The following is a 25,621-nucleotide window of genomic DNA, read 5'->3' on the forward strand; positions in this document are numbered from 1 at the left end:
GTCAGTTGGAGGTCTTCTCGGGCCGGGCCTCGCTGGGCCGGACGATGACGAAGCCCTCGCCCTGGAGCATCAGCTGAACCGCCTCGCCGGAGCCGCCGCGCACCATCGAGCCGACGCTCTGGGAGCGGTTCAGGCTGGTCGCGAGCTGCTGGCTCCAGCCGACGACCGCGTCCGTGTCCACGTACACCGGCTGAGCCGCCGTCACGGGAATCACGATCGGCGTGCCCTCGCACATCAGGCCGAGCTTGCCGTAACCCGTGAAGACGCTGTTGAAGAGGCCGCCGCCGACCATTCCGGCGCCCTTCACCGTCTTGATCTCGTAGGAGAGCGTGGGGTCGAAACACAGGACGTTGCGGCCGTTGATGGTGATGGAGTCACCCTGGTCCAGCTCCACGATGAAACAGTTCGCCGCCTCGTGCGCGAACCACGCCTCGCCCTGGCCCCGGACGGCCATCAGCGCGAGGCCCTCGCCGGTGACCGCGCGCTTGAGCAGGCCGCCGATGCCCTGGCCCTTGCGCTCGAACTGGAGGTTGCCGCGGAAGGCGATCATCGAGCCCTGCCGGGCGTGCATCTCCCCGTTGACCGCGTACTTGATCGATTTGGAGTTCTGCAGGGTCATGCCGGGGGCGGTGGCCGGCTGGGCCATGTGCTCGCTGGAAAAGAGATCGCTCTTCATGCGGAGCATCCTCACCCGGAGCCGGTCGTTCCGCCAAGAAGGTGAACCGACCACCTGGCAGACTGGGGCGGTGACCAGCAACGACACCCCTGTCTCCGAAAGCCCGTTCCACAACGGTCCGACCGACCGCGACCAGGCGCCGCAGTTCGTGCTGCCTCTGGTGCTCCACCTGGAGAAGACGGACCCGCCGGCCCGCACCGACGCGCTGCGGACCGCCGCCCGCGCGGTGCTGACGATCCTCTCCGACGAGCGGTCCCTCGGGGACGGCGAGTGGGCCGCGGCGATGCGGGACTGGCAGGACGCCCGGATCCGCAAGGTCGTGCGCCGGGCGCGCGGTGCGGAGTGGCGCAAGGCCGCGGCGCTGGACGGCATCACGGTGACGGGCGAGGACGGCGCGGAGGTACGGGTGTTCCCGCCGATCCCGCTGGACGGCTGGCCCAAGGAGCTGGCCAAGCTCCAGGTGTCGGGCACCGACCTGGAGGACCCCGAGCCGCCCGCCGCGCCCGATCTCTCGGGCCCGGTGCTGTGGCTGAACCCCGAGGTGGACATGTCGGCGGGCAAGACGATGGCCCAGGCCGGGCACGGGGCGCAGCTCGCCTGGTGGGAGCTGTCCGACACCGAGCGCAAGGCCTGGCGCGAGGCCGGGTTCCCGCTGTCCGTCGCCACTCCTGGTGCGGAGCGCTGGCGGGAGCTGACGGTGAGCGGGCTGCCGGTGGTGCGCGACGCGGGGTTCACCGAGATCGCCCCGGGCTCCTGCACGGTGGTCGCCGACCACCCGGCGCTGCGCCGCTGAACGTTTCTGGTTCCTCTTACGTATCTCCCGGTACTGCCCTATCGGCATTACCGCCAAGTAGCCTGCGCAGCCAGTCGATTGGCGGTTGATTGACACCTGTTCGATCGACGCTGTCACGCCTCGCCCCGGGAGACACCTTGTTGCGACGCATCAACGGCACGGCCCTCATCATCGCGGCACTGGTCGCCACCATCGGCGCGCTCGCGTTCCCCGTCTGGTCCTACGCGGACCGTTCGGGCACCGGCGAGGCGAACCTCAACGCCTCCAGTGTCGCGACCCAGTGGGGGCCGCTCTCCGCGACCGACCGGGACTTCCTGGTCAAGGTGCGGCTCGCCGGACTGTGGGAGCTGCCCGCCGGGCAGCAGGCGATCGAACGGGCGCCCAGCGAGGCGACGAAGGCCGCCGGGGACCACCTCGTCGTCGGGCACACCGACCTGGACCGGCGGGCCCGGGACGTGGCGGCCAAGCTCGGGGTGGAGCTGCCCAACCAGCCGACCGACCAGCAGCAGGCCTGGCTGCGGGAGCTGACGGCGGCGAGCGGCGACAACTACGAGCGGAAGTTCGCCAATATCCTGCGGGCCGCCCACGGCAAGGTCTTCGGGCTGATCGGCCAGGTCCGGCACACCACCCGGAACACCCTGATCCGGCAGCTGGCCAGCGACGCCAACCAGACGGTGCTGGACCACATCACCATGCTGGAGGCCACCGGATTCGTCGACTTCGACGCTCTGGCGCGCGAGGCGGCGGGCGGGTCGACGGCCAGCCCGTCCGGCCCGTCGATGCCCCAGGACGGGCAGGCGCCCCAGGTCCCGCTGCCGGTGACGCCGACCGGCGACCAGTCCTTCACCTCGCGCCCGGTGCCGCCCACGATGATGCCGATGCCATAACGAGACCGCCGCTACCGGAACCTCAAATCCAGCTCTGAACGTCCCCTCTGTCGGGTTCAGCACCGTTCGACGGGGTCATGACCCCTGGACAGAGCGACAGAGCGAAAGCCTGGGTGAGTAGGGGGACACCATGGAGCTGGGCATCGGCATCGGCTGGCGGCCGGAGATCGCGGACGAGGTGGAGGCGCTGGCGGGGATCGACTGGGTCGAGGCCGTCGCGGAGAACCTCTGCGCCGACCATCTCCCGGACTCCCTGGTCCGGCTCCGGGAGCGCGGGGTGACCGTCGTGCCGCACGGGGTGGCGCTCGGGCTCGGCGGCGCGGACCGGCCCGACCCCGGCCGCCTCGCCTCTCTCGCGGCGCGCGCCGAACTGCTGGGGACGCCGCTGGTGACCGAGCACATCGCGTTCGTACGGGCCGGGGGGCCGCTGACCGCGTCGCCGAGGCTGGAGGCGGGGCATCTGCTGCCGGTGCCGCGGACCTGGGAAGCGCTGGACGTGCTGTGCGAGAACGTGCGGATCGCGCAGGACTCGCTGCCGGTGCCGCTCGCCCTGGAGAACATCGCCGCGCTGATCACCTGGCCGGACGAGGAGCTGACCGAGGGGCAGTTCCTGGCGGAGCTGGTCGAGCGGACCGGGGTGCGGCTGCTGATCGACGTGGCCAATCTGCACACCAACCACGTCAACCTCGGCCAGGACCCGGCGAAGGCGCTGGACGAGCTGCCGGTGGAGGCCATCGCGTACGTCCATGTGGCGGGCGGGGTCGAGAAGAACGGCGTCTGGCACGACACGCACGCCCACCCGGTGACCGCTCCCGTCCTGGAGGTGCTGGCCGAGCTGCGCTCGCGGGTCGACCCGCCGGGCGTGCTGCTGGAGCGGGACGACGCGTTCCCGCCGGGCGCGGAGCTGGCGGGCGAACTGGACGCGATCCGGGCGACGCTGCGGCGGGCTGCTCCCCCGGCGGACCCGCGCCCGGCGCCCGGTGACGAGGCGGACGCCGGAGCCGGTGCGGCGACCGTTCGCGTGCCGGCCGAAGCCGGTGAGCCGACGGGCACCTCCGAAACCGGTGAACCTACGGGCACCTCCGAAGCCGGTGAACGTACGGGCGTCGCCGCCCCTGTACCGGCCGCAGCCCGTGAGCGTACGGGGACCGCCGACTCCGCGCCTGCCGAGGGCCGCGCCACGGCCGCCCCCGTGCCCGCCGGAACCCGTGACCGTACCGCCGTCGCACAGACCGCGCTGCTCTCCGCCCTGGTGGCCGGAACGCCCGCTCCCGAGGGCTTCGACCACCGGCGGCTGCGGGTGCAGAGCCGGGCGCTGGCCGCCAAGCGCGCCGACGTCGTCGCCAAGGTCGCGCCGGAGCTGCCGGAGATCCTCGGCGACGGCTACCGTGCCGCGTTCCTCGCGTACGCCGGTGGCCGCCCGATGTCCGGCGGCTACCGGCGCGACGCCCTGGACTTCGCGGAGCATGTGCTCATCGCGGGCGGGCCCGCCGATCCGGTGGCGCGCCGCCGGCTGACGTACTGGTGGCAGGACCGGTCGGGCGCCCGGCCGCCGCGCCGTACCACCCGACTGGTCCGGGCGGCCCGTGCCGCCCTCGTGGGGAAGTGACCGCTGTGAACGTCTTCGCTCTGCTGGCGACCCTCGGGGTCGTCGTCTCGTCGGTGCTGCTCGTCGTCAAGGCGGTTACCGAGCGGTCCCGCCGCCCCGCTCCGGGCCCCCACCTCGCCCTTCACGACCTGTACGAGGTCGCATTCCTGAACGGCGGTCCGGCCAGGGTCGTGGACACCGCTCTGACCGCCCTGCACGCCGACGGGCGGCTGGCCGTCGGCGGGCCCGGAATCGTCGCCGTACAGCGGGCGCAGGCCAACGACCCGGTGGAACGCGCGGTGTTCCAGGAGCTGGCCGCCGCCCCCAGCGGCGCCCTGCACGTGCTGCGGGAAGCGGTGATGCGCCACCCGGCGGTCCAGGAGGTCGGCGACGGGCTCGCCGCGCGCGGGCTGCTGGTGCCGCCCCACCGGCTCCGCCCGCTGCGGCGGTGGGGGCTGATCCAGGGGGTGGCGTGCCTCATCGCCCTGCCGTTGAGCCTGGTGCTCACCTTCGTCCAGTTCGCCACGGCCGATTCCTCGGACTTCTCGGTCCCGTTCATCGTGAAGATGCTGCCCGGGATCGTGATCGGCGCGTTCACCGGGCTCATCGTCGCGGGCACCTCCGCGAGCCGCATCACGAAGTCGGGGCGGCACGCCGCCCTGGCGTTCCGGACCGCCTACGCCCATGTGGTGACCCCCGCCCACCTCGTCGCCACGCTGGGGCTCCGCGCGCTGCCGGACCCGGTGTTCCAGGCCCAGCTGGTGGCCGCGGCACGGCTGAGCGCTCCGCGTCGGCGGTCCTCGTCGTACGTCGCCGGGTCCACGGCGGCGGGCGTCACCGCCGTCGGCGTCGCGACGGTCTGGTGCGCCGCGTCCGGCCCCGGCGGCTCCAGCTGCGGCGGATCGACCGGGGGCGGCTCCGGATCGAGCTGCGGCGGCGGGTCCGGGTGCTCCTCGGGGTCCGGGTGCGGAGGCAGCAGCGGGTCGAGCTGCGGCAGCTCGGGCGGCTCCAGCTGCGGGGGCGGTGGCGGTGGCGGCGGCTGCGGCGGGTCCTGAACAGCCCCTGAACTGAACAGCTCCTGAACCGCTCCTGACCCGAACAGCTCCTGATCCGGGCGAACCGACGCGCACCGTACGGTTGTTGACCGCCCATCAGGGTGGTTCCCGGTGACATTCCGGGGCGGTGCTGGACATCGACGCCCGTCCGCCCGACCATCCCTCTCCGCATCCGCAGAGAGGCCCCGCGCGTGAGAACAGCTGCGCTGTACACATCGATCGGCTCCCTGGTCCTGTCCGCCCTGGCCGCCGCTCCCGCGAACGCCTGGGAGGGCCCGGGCTCCGCCGAGGCCCGGGGCACCGCGATCGCCGCCGCCCGGGCCACGGCCGCCGGGATCGACTTCGCCGCCTGCCCCGAGGAGGAGATGCTCCCGGACTCCCTGAAGTGCGGCACGGTGAAGGTGCCCCTCGACTACGCCGAGCCGGACGGGCGGCAGCTCGAACTGACCGTCAGCCGCACGCCCGCCACCGGTCCGGCGAAGGAGCGGCAGGGCGCGTTCGTCTACAACCCGGGCGGCCCCGGCGCGTCCAGCATCACCTTCCCGCTGGCCGGGGAGATGCCGGAGTGGAAGGAGATCGCCGAGGCGTACGACCTGGTCGGCTACGCCCCACGCGGGGTGAACGGCTCCTCCGCCCCGCTGTCCTGCCAGGACCCCGCCGCGTACACCAAGGGCCCGACGGACGCGCCGACGCATCCGACGCGGGAGTACAAGGAGCGGCGCGTCGCCCGTGCGAAGGCGTACGCGCAGGGCTGCGCGGAGCACGCGGGCGCGACGCTGCGGCACTACACCTCGCTGAACAACGCCCGTGACCTGGACGTGCTGCGGGCCGCGCTCGGCGAGAGCCGGCTGACGTTCATGGGGGCGTCGTACGGGACGTACTTCGGCGCGCTGTACGCGACGCTGTTCCCCTCCCACGTACGGCGGATGGTCTTCGACTCGGTGGTCGACCCGGACCCGGAGCAGATCTGGTACCGCTCCAACATGGGCCAGTCGCTGGCCTTCGAGACGCGCTGGGAGGACTTCCGGCGCTGGGTGGCCAAGCACGACGACGTCTACCACCTGGGGACCACGCCGGAGTCGGTGCAGCGGCACTACGACGAAGTGCGTGCCGAGCTGGCGGTGAAGCCCGCGGGCGGCACGGTGGGTCCGGGGCAGCTGCACTCGGCGTTCCTGGGCGCCGGTTACTACGACGACTACTGGGCGATGCGGGCGACGGCCCTGTCGGAGTACGTGCGGGGCAACCCGGAGCCGCTGGTCGCGCAGGCCTCGCCGCGCGCGGTGGCGGCCAAGGACAACGAGAACGCGCAGGCGGTGTACACGGCGGTCGAGTGCAACGACGCGCCGTGGCCCGAGGACTTCGAGGTGTGGGACCGCGACCACACGGACCTGGCGCGCGTCGCGCCCTTCGAGACCTGGGACAACGCCTTCTCGAACCTGCCGTGCGCCTTCTGGCCCGCGCCCCGGCAGCGGCCGCTGGACGTGGGGACGCGGTGGGGTGAGCTGCCGCCGGCGCTGATCCTGGCGGCGGAGCGGGACGCGGCGACGCCGTACAAGGGGGCGCTGGAGCTGCGGAAGCGGCTGCCCGGGTCGTCGCTGGTGACCGAGCGGGGCGCCGGGACGCATGGCATCGGCGGGGCCGGGAACACCTGCGTGGACGACCATCTGCGCCGGTATCTGCTGACCGGTGAGGTGCCGGGGCGGGGTGCGGACTGCGCCGCGCACCCGGAGCCCAACCCGGTCTCGCTGGACTGACGTCGAGAGAGTACGGAGCGGGGGCCGCCGCACCGTGATGGTGCGACGGCCCCCGAAGCCGAACCCGGTGTCGCTGGAGAGGCGGACGGCACGATCGGTGCCCGGTGCCCGCCCTTCTGATCTTCCGGGTTGGGGTGGTGCGGGACTCGCTGGTTATGCGAGCCCGGCCACCAGGTCTGCGACGCTCTTCCTGCGGCCCGTGTAGAACGGGACCTCCTCGCGCACGTGGAGACGTGCCTCGGAGCCGCGCAGGTGACGCATCAGGTCGACGATGCGGTACAGCTCGTCCGCCTCGAACGCGAGGACCCACTCGTAGTCGCCCAGCGAGAACGAGGCGACGGTGTTGGCGCGGACGTCCGGGTAGCCCCGGGCCATCTTGCCGTGGTCCGCGAGCATGCGGCGGCGGTCCTCGTCGGGCAGCAGGTACCAGTCGTAGGACCGGACGAAGGGGTAGACGCTGATGTAGTCGCGCGGCGTCTCGTCGGCGAGGAACGCCGGGACGTGCGACTTGTTGAACTCGGCCGGCCGGTGCAGCGCCATGTTCGACCAGACCGGGTCGAGCGCGCGGCCGAGCTTGGTGCGCCTGAAGAGGTTGTACGCCTCCTGCAGCTCGTCCGAGGTCTCGGCGTGCCACCAGACCATGAGGTCGGCGTCGGCCCGCAGACCGGACACGTCGTAGGTGCCACGAACGGTGATGTCCTTGGCCGCGAGCTGGTCGAACAGCTCCTGGACCTCGTCGGCGTATCCCGCGCGGTCCAGCGGGAGCACGTCGCGCAGTTTGAAGACCGACCACAGGGTGTAGCGGATGACCTCGTTGAGGTCCTTGGCCTTCTTGCCGGCGTTCGGACTCTTGCTTGATGTCGCAGTCTCAGGAGCACTCATACGGCTATTGTCCCGCCTCGCTCCCCGTGCCCCGAACCAGGGTCGGCGTGGCGATGATCTCCCTGCTGATCTCGTCGGCCGCCCGGTGGGCGCTGGCGACGCAGGCGGGGATGCCGACGCCGTCGTAGACCGCGCCGCAGACCCGCAGGGCGGGCAGCTTGGCGACCTCGTCGCGGATCCGGGCGACCCGGGTGAGGTGGCCGACCGGGTACTGCGGCAGGCCGCCGATCCAGCGGGTGACCTCGGTGTCCACGGGCCGGGCGGTGAGTCCGGTGGCCGCGGCGAGGTCGCGCAGGGAGACGGCGACGAGCTCCTCGTCCTCGCGGTGGAGGTGGTCCTCCTCGCCGTACCGGCCGACGGAGGTACGGAGCACGAAGAGGTCGGGGGCGGCGTCCGCGACCCACCGCCATTTGTTGCTGGAGAAGGTGGACGCCTTGATCGTGTGTCCGTCGACCGGCGGTACGAGGAAGCCGGAGCGGCCGCGCAGGGTCTCGTACCGCTCGATGTCGGCCCGCCGGAAGGCCAGGGTGACCAGGGCCATCGAGGCGTACTCGACGCCCGACAGCTCGGCGGACGCGGCCGGGGACTCGGCGGCCAGCAGGGTGCCGGCGGACCAGGCGGGGGTGGCCAGGACGATGCCGTCGGCGGTGATCGTCCGGGTGTCGGTGCGGACGGCCCAGCCCGTTTCCGTACGGGTCAGACCGAGGACGGGCGTCTCGGTGAGGATGTCGCCGCCACCGGCCCGTACGGCGTCGCCGACGGCGTCCGGGAGGGTGCCGATGCCGCCCTCGATGCCCTGGAAGACGGGTCCGGTCTGCTGCCGGGCCGCCGCGCGCTCCTGGATGCGGCCCACGGCCTCCAGCAGCGGGCCGCCCTCCCGCACGGCTTCGAAGAGCTGGGGTACGGCGGCGCGCATCGAGATCCGGTAGGCGTCGCCCGCGTAGACCCCGCCGAGGAGGGGCTCCACCAGGCGGTCCACGACCTCGCGGCCGAGCCGGTCGGCGACGTACGCGCCGACGGCGACGTCCTCGCCGACGGGCGTCGGGGTGAGGTCGCGCTCCTCGGCGATCCGGGCCAGGCCCTCGGGGGACAGCACCTCGCCGAGCACCGCCGGGTCGCCGGGGACGCCCATGACGTGTCCCTTGGGCATGGGGCGCAGCGCGTCGCGCGTCCAGAGCGAGGCGGTGGCGGTGGCGGGCGGCTGGAGGCGGTCGGCGAGGCCCACCTCCCGGGCCAGGGCGACCGCCTCGGGGCGCCGGGCGAGCATCGACTCGGCTCCCAGGTCGACCTGGACGCCCGCGATCTCACCGGTCATGAGCTTGCCGCCGAGCCGGTCCGTCGCCTCCAGGAGGGTGACCCGCACTCCGGTGGCGACGAGGCGGTGGGCGGCCGCCAGGCCGGCGATGCCGCCGCCGATGACGACGACGTGGCCCGGGGGCGTTTCCGCACGCTGTTGAGAACGCTGCATGGGTCCACTCTCTCAAACCCGTACCGCGTCATGACCGTGACCACTTCGAAACCGGCGGGCGGCAACCGGCCCGGGGGCGGCCGCGTCGAACAGACGCCATCAACCAACGTCCTGGGGGGACCAGTTATGGATGTGGAAAGCAAGAGCGGTCGATCGTTCGTCCGCGCGCGTGCGGCGCTCGCGGCCGGGACGCTCGGCCTCCTGCTCGCACTCGGCGGCTGCGGGGCGGGCGACGCGTCGGACGGCGCGAAGGCGGCGGACGGCAAGTACGCCGGCTCGGAGGAGCACGCCGACGTACAGGACGGGGCTGGCTCGTCGGACGAGAAGGGGTCCGGGGACATGGCCGCCTCGGCGGCCGCCGAGGATCCGGACGGGAAGGGCGCCGGGGACAAGGCCGCCCCGAAGCCGGGCGCCGCGGCCTCGCATGTCATCCGCACGGCCACGCTGTCCGTCGAGGTGAAGAGCGTGCCGAAGGCCGTCGCCGCCGCGCGCGGTGCCGCCGAGGGCGCGGGGGGTCTGGTCGCGTCGGAGAACACCGAGCGGCTCGACGACACCTACGAGACCTCGCATCTGGTGCTGCGGGTGCCGCAGGAGCGGTTCCAGGAGGTGCTGCGGGAGCTGTCCGGTTCCGGGAAGCTGCTGTCGCGCACCTCGAACGCGAAGGACGTCACCGACCAGGTGGTCGACGTGGACAGCCGGATCTCCACCCAGCGCGCGAGTGTGGCGCGGGTGCGGGAGCTGATGGACAAGGCGGAGAAGATCAGCGATGTGGTGGCCCTGGAGGGCGAGCTGAGCAGCCGTCAGTCCGATCTGGAGTCGCTGCTGGCCCAGCAGGCGAGTCTGAAGGACCGCACCTCGCTGGCGACGATCACGCTGGACCTGACGCCGCCGGACGCCCCGGGCGACGACGGGGAGAAGGAGGACGACCCCGGGTTCCTGGACGCGGTGAGCGGCGGCTGGGACGCGTTCGTGACGGTGCTGCGGTGGATCGCGGTGGCGTTCGGGGCCGCGTTCCCGTTCCTGGTCACCGCCGCGGTGGCGGTGCTGGTCTGGCGGGTGCTGCGCAGGCGCGGGGCGGCCCGCAGGACCGTTCCGGCGGTCACGGCGCCCGCGTCCGGGAAGGACGACGCCTCGGCCTCCTGAGCCGCTCCAGCGCCGTAGCGTGGGGTCATTGACCCGCCGGTTCGCCGAATCGGCGGACCGGCGAAAGGGACCCGGCATGGCAGCGGAGCGACTGGTGGTCATCGGCGGTGACGCGGCGGGCATGTCCGCCGCGTCACAGGCGCGCAGGCTGAAGGGGTCGGACGCGCTGGAGATCGTCGCCTTCGAGCGCGGCCACTTCACCTCGTACTCCGCCTGCGGCATCCCGTACTGGGTGAGCGGCGACGTCGAGGCGCGCGAGGACCTGATCGCCCGTACCCCCGAGGAGCACCGGGAGCGGGACATCGATCTGCGGACGCGGACCGAGGTGACCGAGCTGGACGTGGCCGGGCGGCGGGTGAAGGCGCTGGACCGGGAGAGCGGGCGGACGTACTGGACGGGCTTCGACAAGCTGGTGATCGCCACCGGGGCCCGCCCGGTGCGCCCGGCGCTGCCCGGCATGGACGCGGCCGGGGTGCACGGCGTGCAGACGCTGGACGACGGGCAGGCGCTGCTGGACTCGCTGGACGCCCTGGATTCCCGGGAGACCCGCCGGGCGGTCGTGGTGGGCGCGGGGTACATCGGCGTCGAGATGGCCGAGGCGATGCTCAAGCGGGGCTTCGAGGTGACCGTCCTCAACCGGGGCGAGCAGCCGATGGCGACGCTCGACGCGGACATGGGGCGGCTCGTCCACGAGGCGATGGACGGTCTTGGCATCACCACGGTCAACGGGGCCGCGGTCACCGAGATCCTGACCGGTCCGGACGGCCGGGTGAGCGCGGTGGCGACGGACGCGGGGACGTATCCGGCGGACGTGGTGGTCCTCGGCATCGGCGTGGAGCCGGAGACGGAGCTGGCGCGCGAGGCCGGGCTGCCGGTGGGCCCGCACCGCGGACTGCTCACGGACCTGTCCATGCGGGTGGTGGGCCACGAGAACATCTGGGCGGGCGGCGACTGCGTGGAGGTCCTGGACCTGGTGGCGGGCCGCACCCGGCACATCGCGCTCGGCACGCACGCCAACAAGCACGGCCAGGTGATCGGTTCCAACGTCGGGGGCGGCTACGGCACGTTCCCGGGTGTGGTCGGTACGGCGGTGAGCAAGGTCTGCGACCTGGAGATCGCCCGGACCGGGCTGCGGGAGAAGGACGCCCGCGCGGTCGGGCTGCGCTATGTCACGGCGACCATCGAGTCGACGGGGCGGGCGGGCTACTACCCGGGGGCGAAGCCGATGACGGTGAAGATGATCGCGGAGCTGCGCACGGGCCGGCTGCTCGGGGTGCAGATCGTGGGCCGGGACGGGGCGGCGAAGCGGGTGGACGTGGCGGCGGTGGCGCTCACGGCCGGCATGACGGTGGAGCAGATGACGGCGCTGGACCTGGGCTACGCGCCGCCGTTCTCGCCGGTCTGGGACCCGGTGCTGGTCGCCGCGCGCAAGACGGTGGCGGCGGTGCGGGGCGCGGGGAGCTGAGGGCCCCGGGGGCCGGTTCTTCGGACCGGCCCCCGTACGACCGGTCGTTCAGCGCGCGGTCTGCTCGTGCACGTGACCCACGAGCCGGGTGAGCGCGTCCGGGTCCATGGTCGGCATGACGCCGTGGCCCAGGTTGAAGATGTGGCCCTCCAGACCGGCGGCGGCGTCCAGCACCTCGCGGGTCTTCTCCTCGACGGCCGGGGTCGGGGCGTACAGCACGGCCGGGTCGAGGTTGCCCTGGAGCGCCTTGCCGGGGCCGACGCGGCGGGCGGCCTCGTCCAGCGGGACGCGCCAGTCGACGCCGACGACGTCCGCGCCGGCCTCGCCCATCAGGCCCAGCAGCTCGCCGGTGCCGACGCCGAAGTGGATGCGGGGGACGCCGTAGGGGGCGACGGCGTCGAAGACCTTCGCGGAGGCGGGCAGCACCGCGCGGCGGTAGTCGGCGGGGGCCAGCGCGCCGACCCAGGAGTCGAAGAGCTGGACGGCGGAGGCACCGGCCTCGATCTGCACCTTGAGGAAGGCACCGGTGATCTCCGCGAGCCGGTCCACGAGGTCGGCCCAGAGCTGCGGGTCGCCGTACATCATGGCCTTGGTGCGCTCGTGGTTGCGCGAGGGGCCGCCCTCGACGAGGTAGCTGGCGAGCGTGAACGGGGCCCCGGCGAAGCCGATGAGCGGGGTGGCGCCCAGCTCGGCGGTGAGCATCCCGATGGCCTCGGTGACGTACGGGACGTCCTCGGGGGTGAGGTCGCGGAGCCGGACGAGGTCGGCGCGGGTGCGGATCGGCTCGGCGATGACGGGACCGACGCCGGGCTTGATGTCGAGGTCGATGCCGATGGCCTTCAGGGGCACGACGATGTCGCTGAAGTAGATCGCGGCGTCGACCTTGTGGCGGCGCACGGGCTGCAGGGTGATCTCGGTGACCAGCTCCGGCATCATGCAGGAGTCGAGCATCGCGATGCCTTCGCGGACCTTCAGGTATTCGGGCAGCGAGCGCCCCGCCTGGCGCATGAACCAGACCGGCGTGTGCGGGACGGGTTCGCGGCGGCAGGCCTTGAGGAACGCCGAGTCGTGGGTGGCGTGGCGGACCGCGTCGAGGCTGGCGGAGGTCGTCGTCTGCTGGCCCGAAGGGCTGTCGTTGGCACTCACGCACAGAATCTTCGCACGCGTGCCGAAGGAGCCCGGCCCCGCACGGGTGTCTCTCCCTGCGCGAGGCCCGCCTTCCGCCTACTCTTCCCCGCATGGCTCCGGCTCAGGGACAATTTTCCGATCATTCCGACGGCGTTGAAAGCAAGGACCGCGCGGAGGGCCCTTCCGTACCGCCAGCGTTCCTGGCGGCGGTCGAAGCGCTGCGCTCCGCGCGCCTCCGCCCGGAGCTGGAGGTGGAGGCGACCAGGCCGCCCCAGCGCCTCGCTCCGCACGCGTACGCCCTGGAGGCGGCGGTGGTGGACGGCGAGGACGATCTCGCGGACGGCAGGCTGGTGCTGCTGCACGATCCGGCGGGGCACGACGCCTGGCAGGGCGCGTTCCGGCTGGTGACGCTGGTCCGGGCGGAGCTGGAGCCGGAGATGGCGGCGGACCCGCTGCTGCCGGAGGTGTGCTGGTCCTGGCTGACGGGCGCGCTGGACGCGCGGGGCCTGTCGTACGGAGAGGCCGGCGGAACGGTGACACGCGCCGGATCGCACTACTTCGGTGAGCTGTCCGCGCGCCGTCCGGCGACGCAGATCGAGATCCGCGCCTCGTGGACGCCGCGCGAGGGGCGGGGCGGAGTGCCGGACACGGCGTCACACCTGATGGCCTGGGGCGATCTGCTGTGCCAGATCGCGGGACTGCCGCCGTCGGATCCGGCGGACGCGGCGGTGGTGACGCTGCCGCAGCGGCGCGGGCCGCAGGTTTCGTAACACTCCGTCACCCGTATCGCACAAGCACCGGCTCTCTTTTCGTACAATCGATCGCGCGTCCTATTTGCCCGAATTGTTACTCACCAAATCGTGATCTTCCCCTAAAGGAGGACGGGTCCGCTGCCGAAGAGGTCAATGACCCTTCAAGCACGGTTCGCCCCCGGCTTCATCCCCCGAGCCGGCCCGTCCCGCCACTCCCCCCAGGAGGCCTGGTGTCCGTTCTCCTTGAGCAGCCCGCAAGCCTGGTCGCCTACCGCCCGAACAAGCCGACGGCCATGGTCGTCGTGGCCGACCCGCGCGTCCGTTCCACCGTCACCCGCCATCTGTGGGCCCTCGGAGTACGTGACGTCATCGAAGCGTCGTCCATCGCGGAGGCACGCCCCCGCGTCGGCAACCCGCGCGACATCTGCATTGCCGACGTCCACCTGCCCGACGGTTCCGGGCTGACCCTGCTGTCCGAGACCCGCGCCGCAGGCTGGCCCAACGGTCTCGCCCTCTCCGCCGCCGACGACATCGGCGCCGTTCGCAACGCCCTCGCGGGCGGCGTGAAGGGCTACGTCGTCACCGGCACCCGAACCAACATCGGCCACCCCACCCGCCCCGGCGTCGCCCCCATCGGCGCCAACGCCGCCCGTATGCACCGCAGGCCTCCCGGTTCCCCGAGCCACCCGGGCGGCTACCGCGAACTGTCCGGACGTGAGGTGGAGGTGCTCCGCCTGGTCGCCGAAGGCCAGTCCAACAAGGCCATCGGCGTCTCGATGGGCCTCTCCGCCCTGACCGTCAAGTCCCACCTCGCCCGCATCGCCCGCAAGCTGGGCACCGGAGACCGGGCCGGCATGGTCGCGGTCGCCCTGCGGACGGGCATCATCCACTGACCGCACCCCGCCGGGACGTGCATCGATGCGTCTCCGGCTGGAATACGTGCATGGCCGCCCGTCGACGGAACGTTCCGTCGACGGGCTCCGTGCATACACAGATACCCTTGACACGTGACCGACGCCCAAGAGACCGCAGCAGACACTTCACTGCGAACCACCGGGGGCGCTCCCCCGGACGACGTCGCCCCGGCGCCGATCCCCTTGCTCGAACCTCGCGAGGGCATTCCCCCGGTGGTGACGTCCGACGACGCCCTCGCCCGGGTGATCGCCGCCTTCGCCGCGGGCACCGGCCCGGTGGCCGTCGACGCCGAGCGTGCCTCGGGGTACCGCTACGGCCAGCGCGCCTATCTCGTACAGCTGCGCCGTGAGGGCGCGGGCAGCGCCCTGGTCGACCCGGTCGGCTGCCCCGACCTCTCGGGCCTCGGCTCCGCTTTGAGCGGCACCGAGTGGATCCTGCACGCCGCCACCCAGGACCTGCCGTGCCTGCGGGACATAGGCATGACCCCCACCTCGCTGTTCGACACCGAGCTGGCCGGACGGCTCGCGGGCTTCCCGCGCGTGGGCCTCGGCGCGATGGTGGAGAACGTCCTCGGATACGCCCTGGAGAAGGGCCACTCCGCGGTCGACTGGTCCACCCGCCCGCTGCCCGAGCCCTGGCTGCGCTACGCCGCGCTCGACGTGGAGCTCCTGATCGACCTGCGCGACGAGCTGGAGGAGGAGCTGGAGCGGCAGGGCAAGCTGGAGTGGGCCCGGGAGGAGTTCGACGCCATCGCCTCCGCGCCGCCCGCGCCGCCCCGCAAGGACCCCTGGCGCCGCACCTCGGGCATGCACAAGGTGCGCCGCCGCCGTCAGATGGCCGTCGTCCGGGAGCTGTGGACCACCCGTGACCAGGTCGCCCAGCGCCGTGACGTCTCGCCGGGCAAGGTGCTCGGCGACGCCGCGATCGTCGAGGCCGCGCTCGCGCTGCCGGTCGATGTGCAGGCCCTGACCGCGCTGCCGGGATTCGGCCACCGCATGGGACGCCGTCAGCTGGAGCAGTGGCAGGCGGCCGTGGACCGGGCCAGGGCGCTGCCCGAGTCGGAGCTGCCGCAGCCCGGTCAGCAGCCGGCCGGACCGCCTCCGCCGCGCTCCTGGGCCGACAAGGACCCGGCCGCCGCCGCCCGGCTCTCGGCCGCCCGCACCGCCGTCTCCGAGCTGGCCGAACGCCTCCACATGCCCCAGGAGAACCTGATCACCCCGGACACCGTGCGCCGGGTCTGCTGGGAGCCGCCGAAGAACCCGACCCCGGGCGCCGTCGAGGACACCCTCGCCGGGTACGGGGCGCGGAACTGGCAGATCCAGCAGGTCGCCCCGCTCCTGGTCCGGGCGCTGGACGCCGGCGCCTGACCCGCACGCACCCCCGAACACCCCCCGGCCGACGGCCGGGGGGTGTTTGACTTCCGACGGGAACCGCAGGAGCCACAGGAATCACCGGGATCACGGGGGACGGGCATGGGCACGGGCAGGGACGTCGCGGCGTACGGCGATTGGATACGGGCCTTCGAGGAAGCGCGGCTGGAGCGGGCGGAGCGCGGCGATCCGGACTGGCGGACCGGGGTGCGACCGCACCCCGCGATCCGGCGCAGTGTGCAGCGCTTCCAGGTCGGCGAGGACGGCGACGGGGCCGAGCTGATCACCAAAGCGGAGGCGGCCGGTGACGCGGAGTACGCGTCGGCGGTGCGGATGTTCGTCGCGGAGGAGCGAAATCACGCCAGGTTGTTGGCGCTCCTGCTCGCCGCGGGCGGCACGCCGGTGATCGCCTCGCACTGGAGCGACCGGATCTTCGTGGCGCTGCGCCGGGCCCTGGGGCTCCGCCTCGAACTGCTGGTCCTGATGATCGCGGAGGTGGTCGCGCTGCGGTACTACCGGGCGCTGCGGGACGGCGGCGAGGACGCGCTGACGCGGGAGGTGGCGGCGCGGATCCTGGCCGACGAGGAGCGGCATGTGCCCTTCCACTGCCATCGGCTGCGCCGGGCGCTGCGCCCGCTGCCGCCGCCGGTGCGGGTCCTGGTGACCTCCGGGTGGCGGGCCGGTCTGGCGGCGGCCTCGGCGGTGGTGGCCGTGGACCACGGTCCGGCGCTGCGGCGGCTGGGGGTCGGGCGGCGGCGGTTCGTGGTGGAGGTGGTCCGGTCCTCGGGGCCGATCGCGGCGTCCATGCGGTGAGCGGCGGGGTCGGGAACGTACGGCGGGGGCGCCCGGGGAGGCCCGTGCCGCCCGCCGGGCCGGTGTGACCTTCGACGCTCCGGCCGTGGGGGGTGGGCAGTCTGGTTACCCGCAAGTAGCATGATGGCAGGCGGTGCGCCCCCGTGGCGTGCCCCGCAGCAGTGCCATCCCGCACCCTGGAGGAGAGCCACCGTGCCTCGTACCATCCGGGACGTCGTCTTCGTCGACGGCGTCCGCACCCCGTTCGGCAAAGCGGGCCCGAAGGGCATCTACCACGAGACCCGCGCCGACGACCTCGTCGTGAAGGCCATCCGGGAGCTGCTGCGCCGCAACCCGGACCTGGACCCCAAAAAGATCGACGAGGTCGCCATCGCCGCGACCACGCAGATCGGGGACCAGGGCCTCACGCTGGGCCGTACCGCCGGAATCCTGGCCGGTCTGCCGCAGTCCGTCCCCGGCTACTCGATCGACCGCATGTGCGCGGGCGCGCTGACCGCCGTCACCTCGACGGCCGGTTCCATCGCCTTCGGCGCGTACGACGTCGTCGTGGCCGGTGGCGTCGAGCACATGGGCCGCCACCCGATGGGCGAGGGCGTCGACCCGAACCCGCGTTTCGTGTCGGAGAAGCTGGTCGACGAGTCCGCCCTGTTCATGGGCATGACGGCGGAGAACCTGCACGACCGCTACCCCACGATCACCAAGGAGCGCGCCGACGCCTACGCGGTGCGCTCGCAGGAGAAGGCCGCCAAGGCGTACGCCAACGGCAAGATCCAGCAGGACCTGGTGCCGGTCTCGGTGCGCCGCACCAACGCCGAAGCCGGTGAGACGGGCTGGGGCCTGGTCACCGCCGACGAGCCGATGCGCCCGGGCACCACCATGGAGTCCCTCGCGGGCCTCAAGACCCCCTTCCGCGCCCACGGCCGCGTGACGGCCGGTAACGCCGCGGGTCTCAACGACGGCGCCACCGCCTCGCTGCTCGCCGCCGAGGACGTCGCCAACGAGCTGGGCCTCCCGGTCAAGATGCGCCTGGTCTCCTACGCCTTCGCGGGCGTCGAGCCGGAGGTCATGGGCTACGGCCCGATCCCGGCGACGGAGAAGGCGCTGGCCCAGGCCGGTCTGTCCATCGAGGACATCGGTCTCTTCGAGATCAACGAGGCCTTCGCCGTGCAGGTGCTCGCCTTCCTGGAGCACTACGGCATCGCCGACGACGACGCCCGCGTCAACCAGTACGGTGGCGCGATCGCCTACGGTCACCCGCTGGCCTCCTCCGGTGTCCGGCTCATGACGCAGCTGGCCCGGCAGTTCGAGGAGCAGCCCGAGGTCCGCTACGGCCTGACCACCATGTGCGTCGGCTTCGGCATGGGCGCCACGGTCGTCTGGGAGAACCCGCACTTCAACGCTGACGGAGGCAACAAGTGAGCTCCACCACTGAGCTTCTGAAGGGTGCGGCCGAGCTGTTCCCCGGCGAGGTCGTCACGCAGGCGCACGTACGTCACCTCGACCTTCCGGCCGGCGCCGGACGGTTCGCGCTCATCACGCTGGACAACGGCCTGGACCACACCAAGCCGACCACCTTCGGACCGCAGTCGCTGGCGAACCTGAACGCCGCGATCGACCAGGTCGAGAAGGAGGCCGCCGAGGGCACCATCACCGGTGTCGGCATCACCGGCAAGCCGTTCATCTTCGCGGTCGGCGCCGACCTCAAGGGCGTCGAGCTGCTGAGCCGCCACGAGGACGCGCTGGCCATCGGCAAGGGCGGCCACGACGTCTTCCGCCGCCTCTCCGGTCTCGCGGTGCCGACGTTCGCGTACTACAACGGCGCGGCCATGGGCGGCGGTGTCGAGGTCGGTCTGCACTGCACCTACCGCACCGTCTCCAAGGCGCTCCCGGCGTTCTCGCTGCCCGAGGTCTTCCTCGGCCTGGTTCCCGGCTGGGGCGGCTGCGCGCTGCTCCCGAACCTGATCGGCGCGGACCGCGCGGTCTCGGTGATCATCGAGAACTCGCTGAACCAGAACCGTCAGCTCAAGGGCAAGCAGGTCTTCGAACTCGGCATCGCGGACGCGCTGTTCGAGGGTGCGGACTTCCTGGAGCAGTCGCTCGTGTGGACCGCGAACGTGCTCAAGGGCACGGTCGCCGTCGAGCGCGCCGAGGTCGACCGCGGTGACGCCTGGGACGCGGCCGTCGCGCGTGGCCGGGCCATCGCCGACTCCAAGGTGCACGGCGCGGCCCCGGCCGCGTACCGCGCGCTGGACATCATCGCGGCGGCGAAGGACGGCGACCTGAGCGCCGGCTTCGACGCCGAGGACCAAGCGCTGGCGGACCTGATCATGGGCGGCGAGCTGCGCAGCGGCATCTACGCCTTCAACCTGGTCCAGAAGCGCGCCAAGCGCCCGGCCGGCGCCCCGGACAAGAGCCTGGCCCGCCCGGTCACCAAGGTCGGCGTCGTCGGCGCGGGTCTGATGGCCTCGCAGCTGGCGCTGCTGTTCCTGCGCCGCCTGGAGGTCCCGGTCGTCCTCACGGACATCGACCAGGAGCGCGTCGACAAGGGTGTGGGCTACGTCCACGCCGAGATCGAGAAGCTGCTCGGCAAGGGCCGCATCAACCAGGACAAGGCCAACCGGCTCAAGGGCCTGGTCTCCGGCGTCCTCGACAAGGCCGAGGGCTTCGCGGACGCGGACTTCATCATCGAGGCCGTCTTCGAGGAGATCGGCGTCAAGCAGCAGGTGTTCGCGGAGGTCGAGGCGGTCGCCCCGGCGCACGCGATCCTCGCCACCAACACCTCCTCGCTGTCGGTGACCGAGATGGCGTCGAAGCTGAAGAACCCCGAGCGGGTCGTCGGCTTCCACTTCTTCAACCCGGTCGCGATCCTCCCGCTGCTGGAGATCGTGCGCGGCGAGCAGACCGACGACGCCTCGCTGGCGACGGCGTTCGGTGTGGCCCGCAAGCTGAAGAAGACCGCGGTCCTGGTGAAGGACGCCCCGGCGTTCGTCGTCAACCGCATCCTCACCCGCTTCATGGGCGAGATCCAGAACGTCATCGACGAGGGCACCCCGGTCGAGGTCGCGGAGAAGGCCGTCGAGCCGCTCGGCCTGCCGATGTCCCCGCTGGTGCTCCTGGAGCTGGTCGGCCCGGCGATCGGCCTGCACGTCTCCGAGACCCTGAACCGCGCCTTCCCGGAGCGCTTCACGGTCTCCGAGAACCTCGCGGCGGTCGTGAAGGCCGGCAAGCGCGGCTTCTACGTCTACGACTCCGGTGCGCCGGTCCTCGACCCCGAGGTCGCCGCCCTCCTCAAGCAGGGCGACACCGTCCTCACCGAGGAGCAGACCCGCGACCGCGTGCTCGACGCGGTGGCGCAGGAGATCGGCCTGATGCTGGACGAGGGCGTCGTCGCCGAGGCGCAGGACATCGACCTGTGCCTGATCACCGGTGCGGGCTGGCCCTTCCACCTGGGCGGCATCACGCCGTACCTGGACCGTGAGGGCGTCTCCCAGCGGGTGAACGGCAAGCCGTTCCTGGCGCAGGGCGTGGCGAGCGTCCCGGCGTAACCGCTCCGCACGTAACAGACGTACTCGGGCCGTACAGGACTTCCTCTCCTGTACGGCCCGAGCGCGCGTCCGGGCGGCAGAAGTCCGCCACACGTGCGATCAACTGTTCTATAGTGCTCGGTCAGTCGAACATTCACGGACCGGTCACACCCCCCACCCGAGTCCCCACGCACTCCACTGCCTCCTGGGCGATGAGATTTGAGGACTCGACACGATGAGCAACGACGAGACGACACCGACACCGGGCCCCCGCGCCTCCCGACGCCTGGCCAAGCCCCGCAAGCGCCGCCGCGGCCTCAAGATCACGGTCGGCGTCCTGCTCGTCCTGCTGCTCGCCACCGGCGGTACCGTCTACTGGCTCTACAGCCGGCTCGACGGGAACATCAAGGGCGTCGACATCGACAAGGCGCTCGGCGAGGACCGCCCGGAGAAGCTGCCCACCAGCGGGCAGAACCTGCTGGTCCTCGGCTCGGACTCGCGCGCCGGGGCGGACAACAGGGAGCTGGGCGGCGGCGGGGCCGTCGGCGGCGCCCGCTCCGACACCGCGATGGTGGTGCACATACCCGAGGGCCGGTCGAAGGCCGTCGCCGTCTCCATCCCGCGCGACACCCTGGTGGCCCGGCCCGAGTGCGTCGGCGACAACGGGTCCACCGTGTCCGCCGAGGAGCGCGTCATGTTCAACTCCGTCTACGCGCAGGTCGGTCCGGCCTGTGTGGTGAAGACGGTGGAGAAGATGTCCGGCGTGCGCATCGACCACTACCTGGAGATCGACTTCGCCGGGTTCAAGGACCTGGTCGACGCCATCGGCGGCGTCACCGTCGACGTACCGCAGGACATCGACGACAAGGCGAGCGGACTGCACCTCACCGCCGGCCCGCAGAAGCTGGACGGCACCGAGTCCCTCGCGTACGTCCGTACCCGGCACGGCATCGGCGACGGCAGCGACCTCGGCCGCATCGGACTCCAGCAGCAGTTCCTGCTGGCCCTGCTGAGCGAGGTCAAGTCGCAGGACCTGCTGGGCAGTCCGGCGAGCTCCTACAAGGTCGCCGACTCGGCCACCAAGGCGCTCACCACCGACTCCGGGCTCGCCTCGCTCACCTCGCTGGCGGAGTTCGCCCGTTCGATGAACGGCGTCGACCCGGGCTCGATGGAGACGATCATGCTGCCGGTGGCGTACGACAAGATCGACCCGAACCGCGTGATCGCGTCCGAGCCGCAGTCCGGTCAGCTGTGGAAGGCGATCCGCGAGGACGGCACGATCCCCGAGGAAGCCAAGAAGTCCCCCGCCACCGGCGGCTGACGGTCCGTCGTACCGCGCTCGCCGTGACACCCTGCCGAAATGAGCGACGACGGAACGGCGCTGGTGATCGTGGACGGGGCCAATGTGGTCGGCTCCGTGCCCGACGGGTGGTGGCGGGACCGGCACGGGGCCGCGGTACGCCTGCGGGACGCGCTGGTCCCGTACGCGGCGGCCGGGCTGCCCGGGCTGCCCGGCCCCGTCGAGCTGGTGCTGGTCGTCGAAGGGGCCGCCCGGGGCGTCGCCTCCGTGGCCGGGGTCCGGGTCGCATCGGCCCCCGGAAGCGGCGACGACCTGATCGCCGAGCTGGCGGCCCGGGCCGCCCCGGACCGCGACTGCGTCGTCGTCACCGCCGACCGCGGGCTGCGGCAGCGGGTCGAGGCGTACGGGGCCCGGTGCGCCGGGCCCCGTACGGTACGGCCCTAGCGGCCCCGCTTGCCCAGGAGGCTGTGGGAGCGCCCGTACACGAAGTAGATGACCACTCCGAGGACCATCCAGGCGCCGAAGCGCACCCAGGTCTCCACCGGCAGGTTGAGCATCAGCCAGACCGAGGCGGCCACCGAGACGATCGGGAGCACCGGCACCCACGGGGTGCGGAACGCGCGGGGCAGGTCCGGCTGGGTGCGGCGCAGGACCAGGACGCCGAGCGCGACGACGACGAACGCGAAGAGCGTGCCGATGTTCACCAGGGTGGCCAGCTCCTCGATGCTCGTGAACCCGGCGATGATCGCGATCAGCACGCCCAGCAGGATCGTCGGGCGGTAGGGCGTGCGGAAGCGCGGGTGCGTCTTGGAGAAGAAGCGCGGGAGCAGCCCGTCGCGGCTCATCGCGAAGAAGACCCGGGTCTGGCCGAGCAGCAGGATCATGCAGACCGTGGTGAGGCCGACCGCCGCGCCGAAGCTGATCAGCCCCGCGTAGAAGGGGTGCCCGGTGGCCTTGAAGGCGTCGGCGAGCGGGGCGCTGACGGAGAGTTCGCTGTAGTGCTGCATACCGGTGACCACGAGCGAGACCGCCACATAGAGCACCGTGCAGATGATCAGCGAGCCGAGGATGCCGCGCGGCATGTCGCGCTGGGGCAGCTTGGTCTCCTCGGCGGCGGTGGCCACCACGTCGAAGCCGATGAAGGCGAAGAAGACGATGGAGGCGGCGGTGAAGATGCCCATGATGCCGAAGTTCGTGGGTTCGTAGCCGAACATCAGCTGCACGAGCGGCGCGTCCCAGCCCGAGCCGGCGGGCTGCTTCTCGGCCGGCGGGATGAAGGGCTTGTAGTTCTCGGCCTTGATGAAGAACAGGCCCGCGATGATCACCATGAGGACCACCGCGACCTTGATCGCCACCACGACCGAGGTGACCCGGGCGGACAGCTTCATGCCGACGACCAGGATGGCGGTCAGCACCAGCACCAGGGCGAAGGCCAGGATGTCGAAGCCGAACCCTTCCGCCACATCCGGTCCCGAGAGCACTTCGGGCATCGTCCAGTCGACGTTGTCCATCAGTGAGCGGACGTAGCCGGACCAGCCGACCGCGACCACCGCGGTGCCCAGCGCGAACTCCAGCACCAGGTCCCAGCCGATGATCCAGGCCACCAGCTCGCCCAGCGCGGCGTACGCGAAGGTGTACGCGGAACCGGCCACCGGGACGGTGGAGGCGAACTCGGCGTAGCAGAGCGCGGCCAGCGCGCACACGACGCCCGCCACGGCGAACGCGATGGCGGTGGCGGGGCCGGCCGTCTCCTTGGCGACCTGGCCGGTGAGGACGAAGATGCCGGTGCCGATGATGACGCCGACGCCGAAGACCGTCAGGTCCAGGGCGGAGAGGGACTTCTTGAGCGCGTGTTCCGGCTCCTCGGTGTCCCGGATCGACTGTTCGACGGACTTGGTGCGGAACATACCGTTTCCGCGGGGTGGTGTGACCTGCGCGCTCACCTGCGTTACCTCCACGCATTCGTTGTGAACGCCATGATTCGGACACGTTCGGCGCGGGAACGCGCCATCCGGCCCGTTTCACGCGAATGGGCCGGGAGAACCACCCGTACAGGGGCGGTTCGCCCGGCCCATCGGCCGTACGAAGGCGAGCGCGTCAGTCGCGGGCGGGCTCGACCGCGCGGCTTTCGAAGCGGCCGTCGAGCTTGGCGACCAGGCCGGTGACCTGCCGGGCGATGTCCGGTGCGGTCAGTCCGATCTCTGCCATGACCTCACCGCGCGAGGCGTGGTCGAGGAAGACCGGCGGGATGCCGAAGTCGCGCAGCGGTACGTCGACCCCGGCGTCGCGCAGGGCCTGGGCGACGGCCGAGCCGACACCTCCGGCGCGGCTGTTGTCCTCGACCGTGACGACGACCCGGTGGCGCTCGGCGAGCGGGGCGAGCGCCTCGTCGACGGGCTTGACCCAGCGGGGGTCGACGACGGTGGTGGAGATGCCCTGGGCGTCCAGCAGGTCGGCGATCTCCAGGCACATCGGGGCGAGCGCGCCGACGGAGACGACCAGGACGTCCGGGCGGGCCGCCTTCGGCTCGCGCAGGATGTCCATGCCGCCGGCCTTGCCGACCGCCTTGACGGCGGGGCCGACCGCACCCTTGGAGAAGCGGACCACAGTCGGCGCGTCGTCGACGGCGACGGCCTCGCGCAGCTGGGCGCGGACCTGGTCGGCGTCGCGCGGGGCGGCGATCCGGAGGGTGGGCACGCACTGGAGGATCGACATGTCCCACATGCCGTTGTGCGAGGCGCCGTCCGTGCCGGTGATGCCGGCCCGGTCCAGGACGAAGGTGACGCCGCACTTGTGCAGGGCGACGTCCATCAGGACCTGGTCGAAGGCGCGGTTGAGGAAGGTGGCGTAGACCGCGAAGACCGGGTGGAGTCCGCCGGTGGCGAGGCCCGCCGCGGAGACCGCGCCGTGCTGCTCGGCGATGCCGACGTCGTAGATCCGGTCCGGGAAGGCCTCTTCGAACTTGCCGAGGCCGACGGGCTGGAGCATGGCCGCGGTGATCGCGACGATGTCCTCGCGCTCCTGGCCGAGCTTGAGCATCTCCTCGCCGAACACGGAGGTCCAGTCGAGGCCGGAGGTGGAGATCGGCAGGCCGGTGTCCGGGTGGATCTTGCCGACCGCGTGGAAGCGGTCGGCCTCGTCCTGGAGGGCCGGGGTGTAGCCGCGGCCCTTCTCGGTGAGGCAGTGCACGATGACCGGGCCGCCGAAGCGTTTGGCGCGCTGGAGAGCGGATTCCAGGGCCTCGATGTCGTGGCCGTCGATCGGGCCGACGTACTTCAGGCCGAGGTCCTCGAACATGCCCTGCGGGGCGATGAAGTCCTTGAGGCCCTTCTTGGCGCCGTGCAGGGTCTCGTACAGCGGGCGGCCGACGACGGGCGTGCGCTCCAGGATGTCCTTGCCGCGGGCCAGGAACCGTTCGTAGCCGTCGGTCGTACGGAGCGTGGCGAGGTGGTTGGCCAGGCCGCCGATGGTCGGTGCGTAGGAGCGCTCGTTGTCGTTGACGACGATGACGAGCGGGCGGTCCTTGGCGGCGGCGATGTTGTTCAGCGCCTCCCAGGCCATACCGCCGGTGAGCGCGCCGTCACCGATGACCGCGACGACGTGGTCGTCCTTCTTCAGGACCTCGTTCGCCTTGGCGAGGCCGTCGGCCCAGCCGAGGACGCCGGAGGCGTGGCTGTTCTCGATGACGTCGTGCTCGGACTCGGCACGGGAGGGGTAGCCGGAGAGGCCGCCCTTGCTCTTGAGCCGGGAGAAGTCCTGGCGGCCGGTGAGCAGCTTGTGGACGTAGCTCTGGTGGCCGGTGTCCCAGAGCACCCGGTCCTGGGGCGACTCGAAGACCCGGTGCAGGGCGATGGTGAGCTCGACGACGCCCAGGTTGGGGCCGAGGTGCCCGCCGGTCTTGGACACCGCGTCCACGAGGAAGGTGCGGATCTCCTCCGCGAGCTGCTCCAGCTCACCGAGGCTGAGCCGGTCCAGGTCGCGCGGTCCCTTGATGCGGGTCAGCAGATCCACCCGTGCCTCCTTGCGTTTGAGCTGATCGAGCGTGCCGATCCGATGAGTCTAATGTTCCACCGCCGGACGTGGGCAGCGGGAGCCTGTGTTCGAACGT

General features: G+C 72.0%; 21 protein-coding genes. 15 read left to right on the forward strand and 6 right to left on the reverse strand.

The genetic code is table 11. The annotated features are described in order from the left end of the window. Position 1: 1 nt before the first annotated feature. On the reverse strand, positions 2-676 hold the full coding sequence (locus G3I54_RS27145) for an AIM24 family protein (protein WP_030079702.1): 675 nt from the start codon (positions 674-676) through the stop codon (positions 2-4). Between the two features lie 70 nt (positions 677-746). Here G3I54_RS27145 and G3I54_RS27150 point away from each other — a divergent pair, with 70 nt between their 5' ends. The 5 genes from G3I54_RS27150 (at position 747) to G3I54_RS27170 (ending at position 6,753) form a co-directional block, all read left to right on the forward strand. Then, positions 747-1,469: a peptidyl-tRNA hydrolase gene (locus tag G3I54_RS27150; protein ID WP_164618064.1), complete on the forward strand. Its 723-nt coding sequence runs from the start codon at positions 747-749 to the stop codon at positions 1,467-1,469. A gap of 140 nt (positions 1,470-1,609) precedes the next feature. Beyond that, complete coding sequence (locus tag G3I54_RS27155; protein WP_203687251.1) at positions 1,610-2,356, forward strand: DUF4142 domain-containing protein; 747 nt, start codon at positions 1,610-1,612, stop codon at positions 2,354-2,356. Between the two features lie 130 nt (positions 2,357-2,486). Beyond that, the gene (locus G3I54_RS27160) at positions 2,487-3,965 is read left to right on the forward strand and encodes a DUF692 domain-containing protein (protein ID WP_164618069.1); all 1,479 of its coding nucleotides are present in this window, start codon (positions 2,487-2,489) and stop codon (positions 3,963-3,965) included. A 5-nt stretch (positions 3,966-3,970) separates the two neighbouring features. Continuing rightward, positions 3,971-4,999 carry a TIGR04222 domain-containing membrane protein gene (locus G3I54_RS27165; protein WP_343240435.1) on the forward strand — a complete coding sequence of 343 codons (1,029 nt, stop codon included), beginning with the start codon at positions 3,971-3,973 and terminating at the stop codon, positions 4,997-4,999. Between the two features lie 191 nt (positions 5,000-5,190). Further along, positions 5,191-6,753, forward strand: coding sequence for an alpha/beta hydrolase (locus G3I54_RS27170; protein WP_164618074.1), 1,563 nt, complete (start codon positions 5,191-5,193; stop codon positions 6,751-6,753). 153 nt (positions 6,754-6,906) lie between these two features. On the opposite strand, the gene hemQ is transcribed toward G3I54_RS27170, so the two are convergent. Both hemQ and hemG read right to left on the reverse strand, forming a co-directional pair. Next, positions 6,907-7,635 carry a hydrogen peroxide-dependent heme synthase gene (gene hemQ / locus G3I54_RS27175; protein WP_164618076.1) on the reverse strand — a complete coding sequence of 243 codons (729 nt, stop codon included), beginning with the start codon at positions 7,633-7,635 and terminating at the stop codon, positions 6,907-6,909. A 4-nt stretch (positions 7,636-7,639) separates the two neighbouring features. Continuing rightward, complete coding sequence (hemG, locus tag G3I54_RS27180) at positions 7,640-9,103, reverse strand: protoporphyrinogen oxidase (protein ID WP_164618078.1); 1,464 nt, start codon at positions 9,101-9,103, stop codon at positions 7,640-7,642. Positions 9,104-9,229: 126 nt separating this feature from the next. Here hemG and G3I54_RS27185 point away from each other — a divergent pair, with 126 nt between their 5' ends. Continuing rightward, complete coding sequence (locus G3I54_RS27185) at positions 9,230-10,246, forward strand: DUF4349 domain-containing protein (protein ID WP_164618080.1); 1,017 nt, start codon at positions 9,230-9,232, stop codon at positions 10,244-10,246. 76 nt (positions 10,247-10,322) lie between these two features. Next, positions 10,323-11,711: an FAD-dependent oxidoreductase gene (locus G3I54_RS27190; RefSeq protein ID WP_164618082.1), complete on the forward strand. Its 1,389-nt coding sequence runs from the start codon at positions 10,323-10,325 to the stop codon at positions 11,709-11,711. Positions 11,712-11,759: 48 nt separating this feature from the next. Here the strand turns inward: G3I54_RS27190 and hemE are convergent, their stop codons facing one another. Continuing rightward, positions 11,760-12,857, reverse strand: a complete 1,098-nt coding sequence (gene hemE, locus G3I54_RS27195) for a uroporphyrinogen decarboxylase (RefSeq protein WP_164618084.1) — start codon at positions 12,855-12,857, stop codon at positions 11,760-11,762. 92 nt (positions 12,858-12,949) lie between these two features. Here hemE and G3I54_RS27200 point away from each other — a divergent pair, with 92 nt between their 5' ends. The 8 genes from G3I54_RS27200 (at position 12,950) to G3I54_RS27235 (ending at position 21,957) form a co-directional block, all read left to right on the forward strand. Continuing rightward, entirely contained in the window at positions 12,950-13,609 is a 660-nt protein-coding gene (locus tag G3I54_RS27200; protein ID WP_164618086.1) for a DUF3000 domain-containing protein, read from the forward strand. A 212-nt stretch (positions 13,610-13,821) separates the two neighbouring features. Further along, positions 13,822-14,484, forward strand: a complete 663-nt coding sequence (locus G3I54_RS27205; RefSeq protein ID WP_003965521.1) for a response regulator transcription factor — start codon at positions 13,822-13,824, stop codon at positions 14,482-14,484. A 114-nt stretch (positions 14,485-14,598) separates the two neighbouring features. Continuing rightward, positions 14,599-15,873 carry an HRDC domain-containing protein gene (locus tag G3I54_RS27210; RefSeq protein WP_164618088.1) on the forward strand — a complete coding sequence of 425 codons (1,275 nt, stop codon included), beginning with the start codon at positions 14,599-14,601 and terminating at the stop codon, positions 15,871-15,873. 105 nt (positions 15,874-15,978) lie between these two features. Then, positions 15,979-16,689 (forward strand): ferritin-like domain-containing protein, encoded by a 711-nt coding sequence (locus G3I54_RS27215; RefSeq protein ID WP_164618090.1) that lies wholly within the window; start codon positions 15,979-15,981, stop codon positions 16,687-16,689. A 192-nt stretch (positions 16,690-16,881) separates the two neighbouring features. Then, complete coding sequence (locus G3I54_RS27220) at positions 16,882-18,108, forward strand: acetyl-CoA C-acyltransferase (protein ID WP_003965524.1); 1,227 nt, start codon at positions 16,882-16,884, stop codon at positions 18,106-18,108. Then, positions 18,105-20,234 (forward strand): 3-hydroxyacyl-CoA dehydrogenase NAD-binding domain-containing protein, encoded by a 2,130-nt coding sequence (locus tag G3I54_RS27225; protein ID WP_164618092.1) that lies wholly within the window; start codon positions 18,105-18,107, stop codon positions 20,232-20,234. The genes G3I54_RS27220 and G3I54_RS27225 overlap by 4 nt, the downstream gene beginning before the upstream one ends. A 214-nt stretch (positions 20,235-20,448) precedes the next feature. After that, the gene (locus G3I54_RS27230) at positions 20,449-21,534 is read left to right on the forward strand and encodes an LCP family protein (RefSeq protein WP_164618094.1); all 1,086 of its coding nucleotides are present in this window, start codon (positions 20,449-20,451) and stop codon (positions 21,532-21,534) included. 39 nt (positions 21,535-21,573) lie between these two features. Beyond that, positions 21,574-21,957, forward strand: a complete 384-nt coding sequence (locus tag G3I54_RS27235; RefSeq protein ID WP_164618096.1) for an NTP pyrophosphohydrolase — start codon at positions 21,574-21,576, stop codon at positions 21,955-21,957. Here the strand turns inward: G3I54_RS27235 and G3I54_RS27240 are convergent. Continuing rightward, positions 21,954-23,420, reverse strand: coding sequence for an amino acid permease (locus G3I54_RS27240; protein ID WP_164618098.1), 1,467 nt, complete (start codon positions 23,418-23,420; stop codon positions 21,954-21,956). The two genes, G3I54_RS27235 and G3I54_RS27240, sit on opposite strands and share 4 nt — an antisense overlap. 190 nt (positions 23,421-23,610) lie before the next feature. Next, positions 23,611-25,524, reverse strand: coding sequence for a 1-deoxy-D-xylulose-5-phosphate synthase (gene dxs, locus G3I54_RS27245; protein ID WP_164618100.1), 1,914 nt, complete (start codon positions 25,522-25,524; stop codon positions 23,611-23,613). Between the last annotated feature and the right edge of the window lie 97 nt (positions 25,525-25,621).

The sequence above is a fragment of the Streptomyces sp. SID14515 genome (assembly GCF_010548505.1).
Lineage (GTDB): Bacteria > Actinomycetota > Actinomycetes > Streptomycetales > Streptomycetaceae > Streptomyces > Streptomyces caviscabies.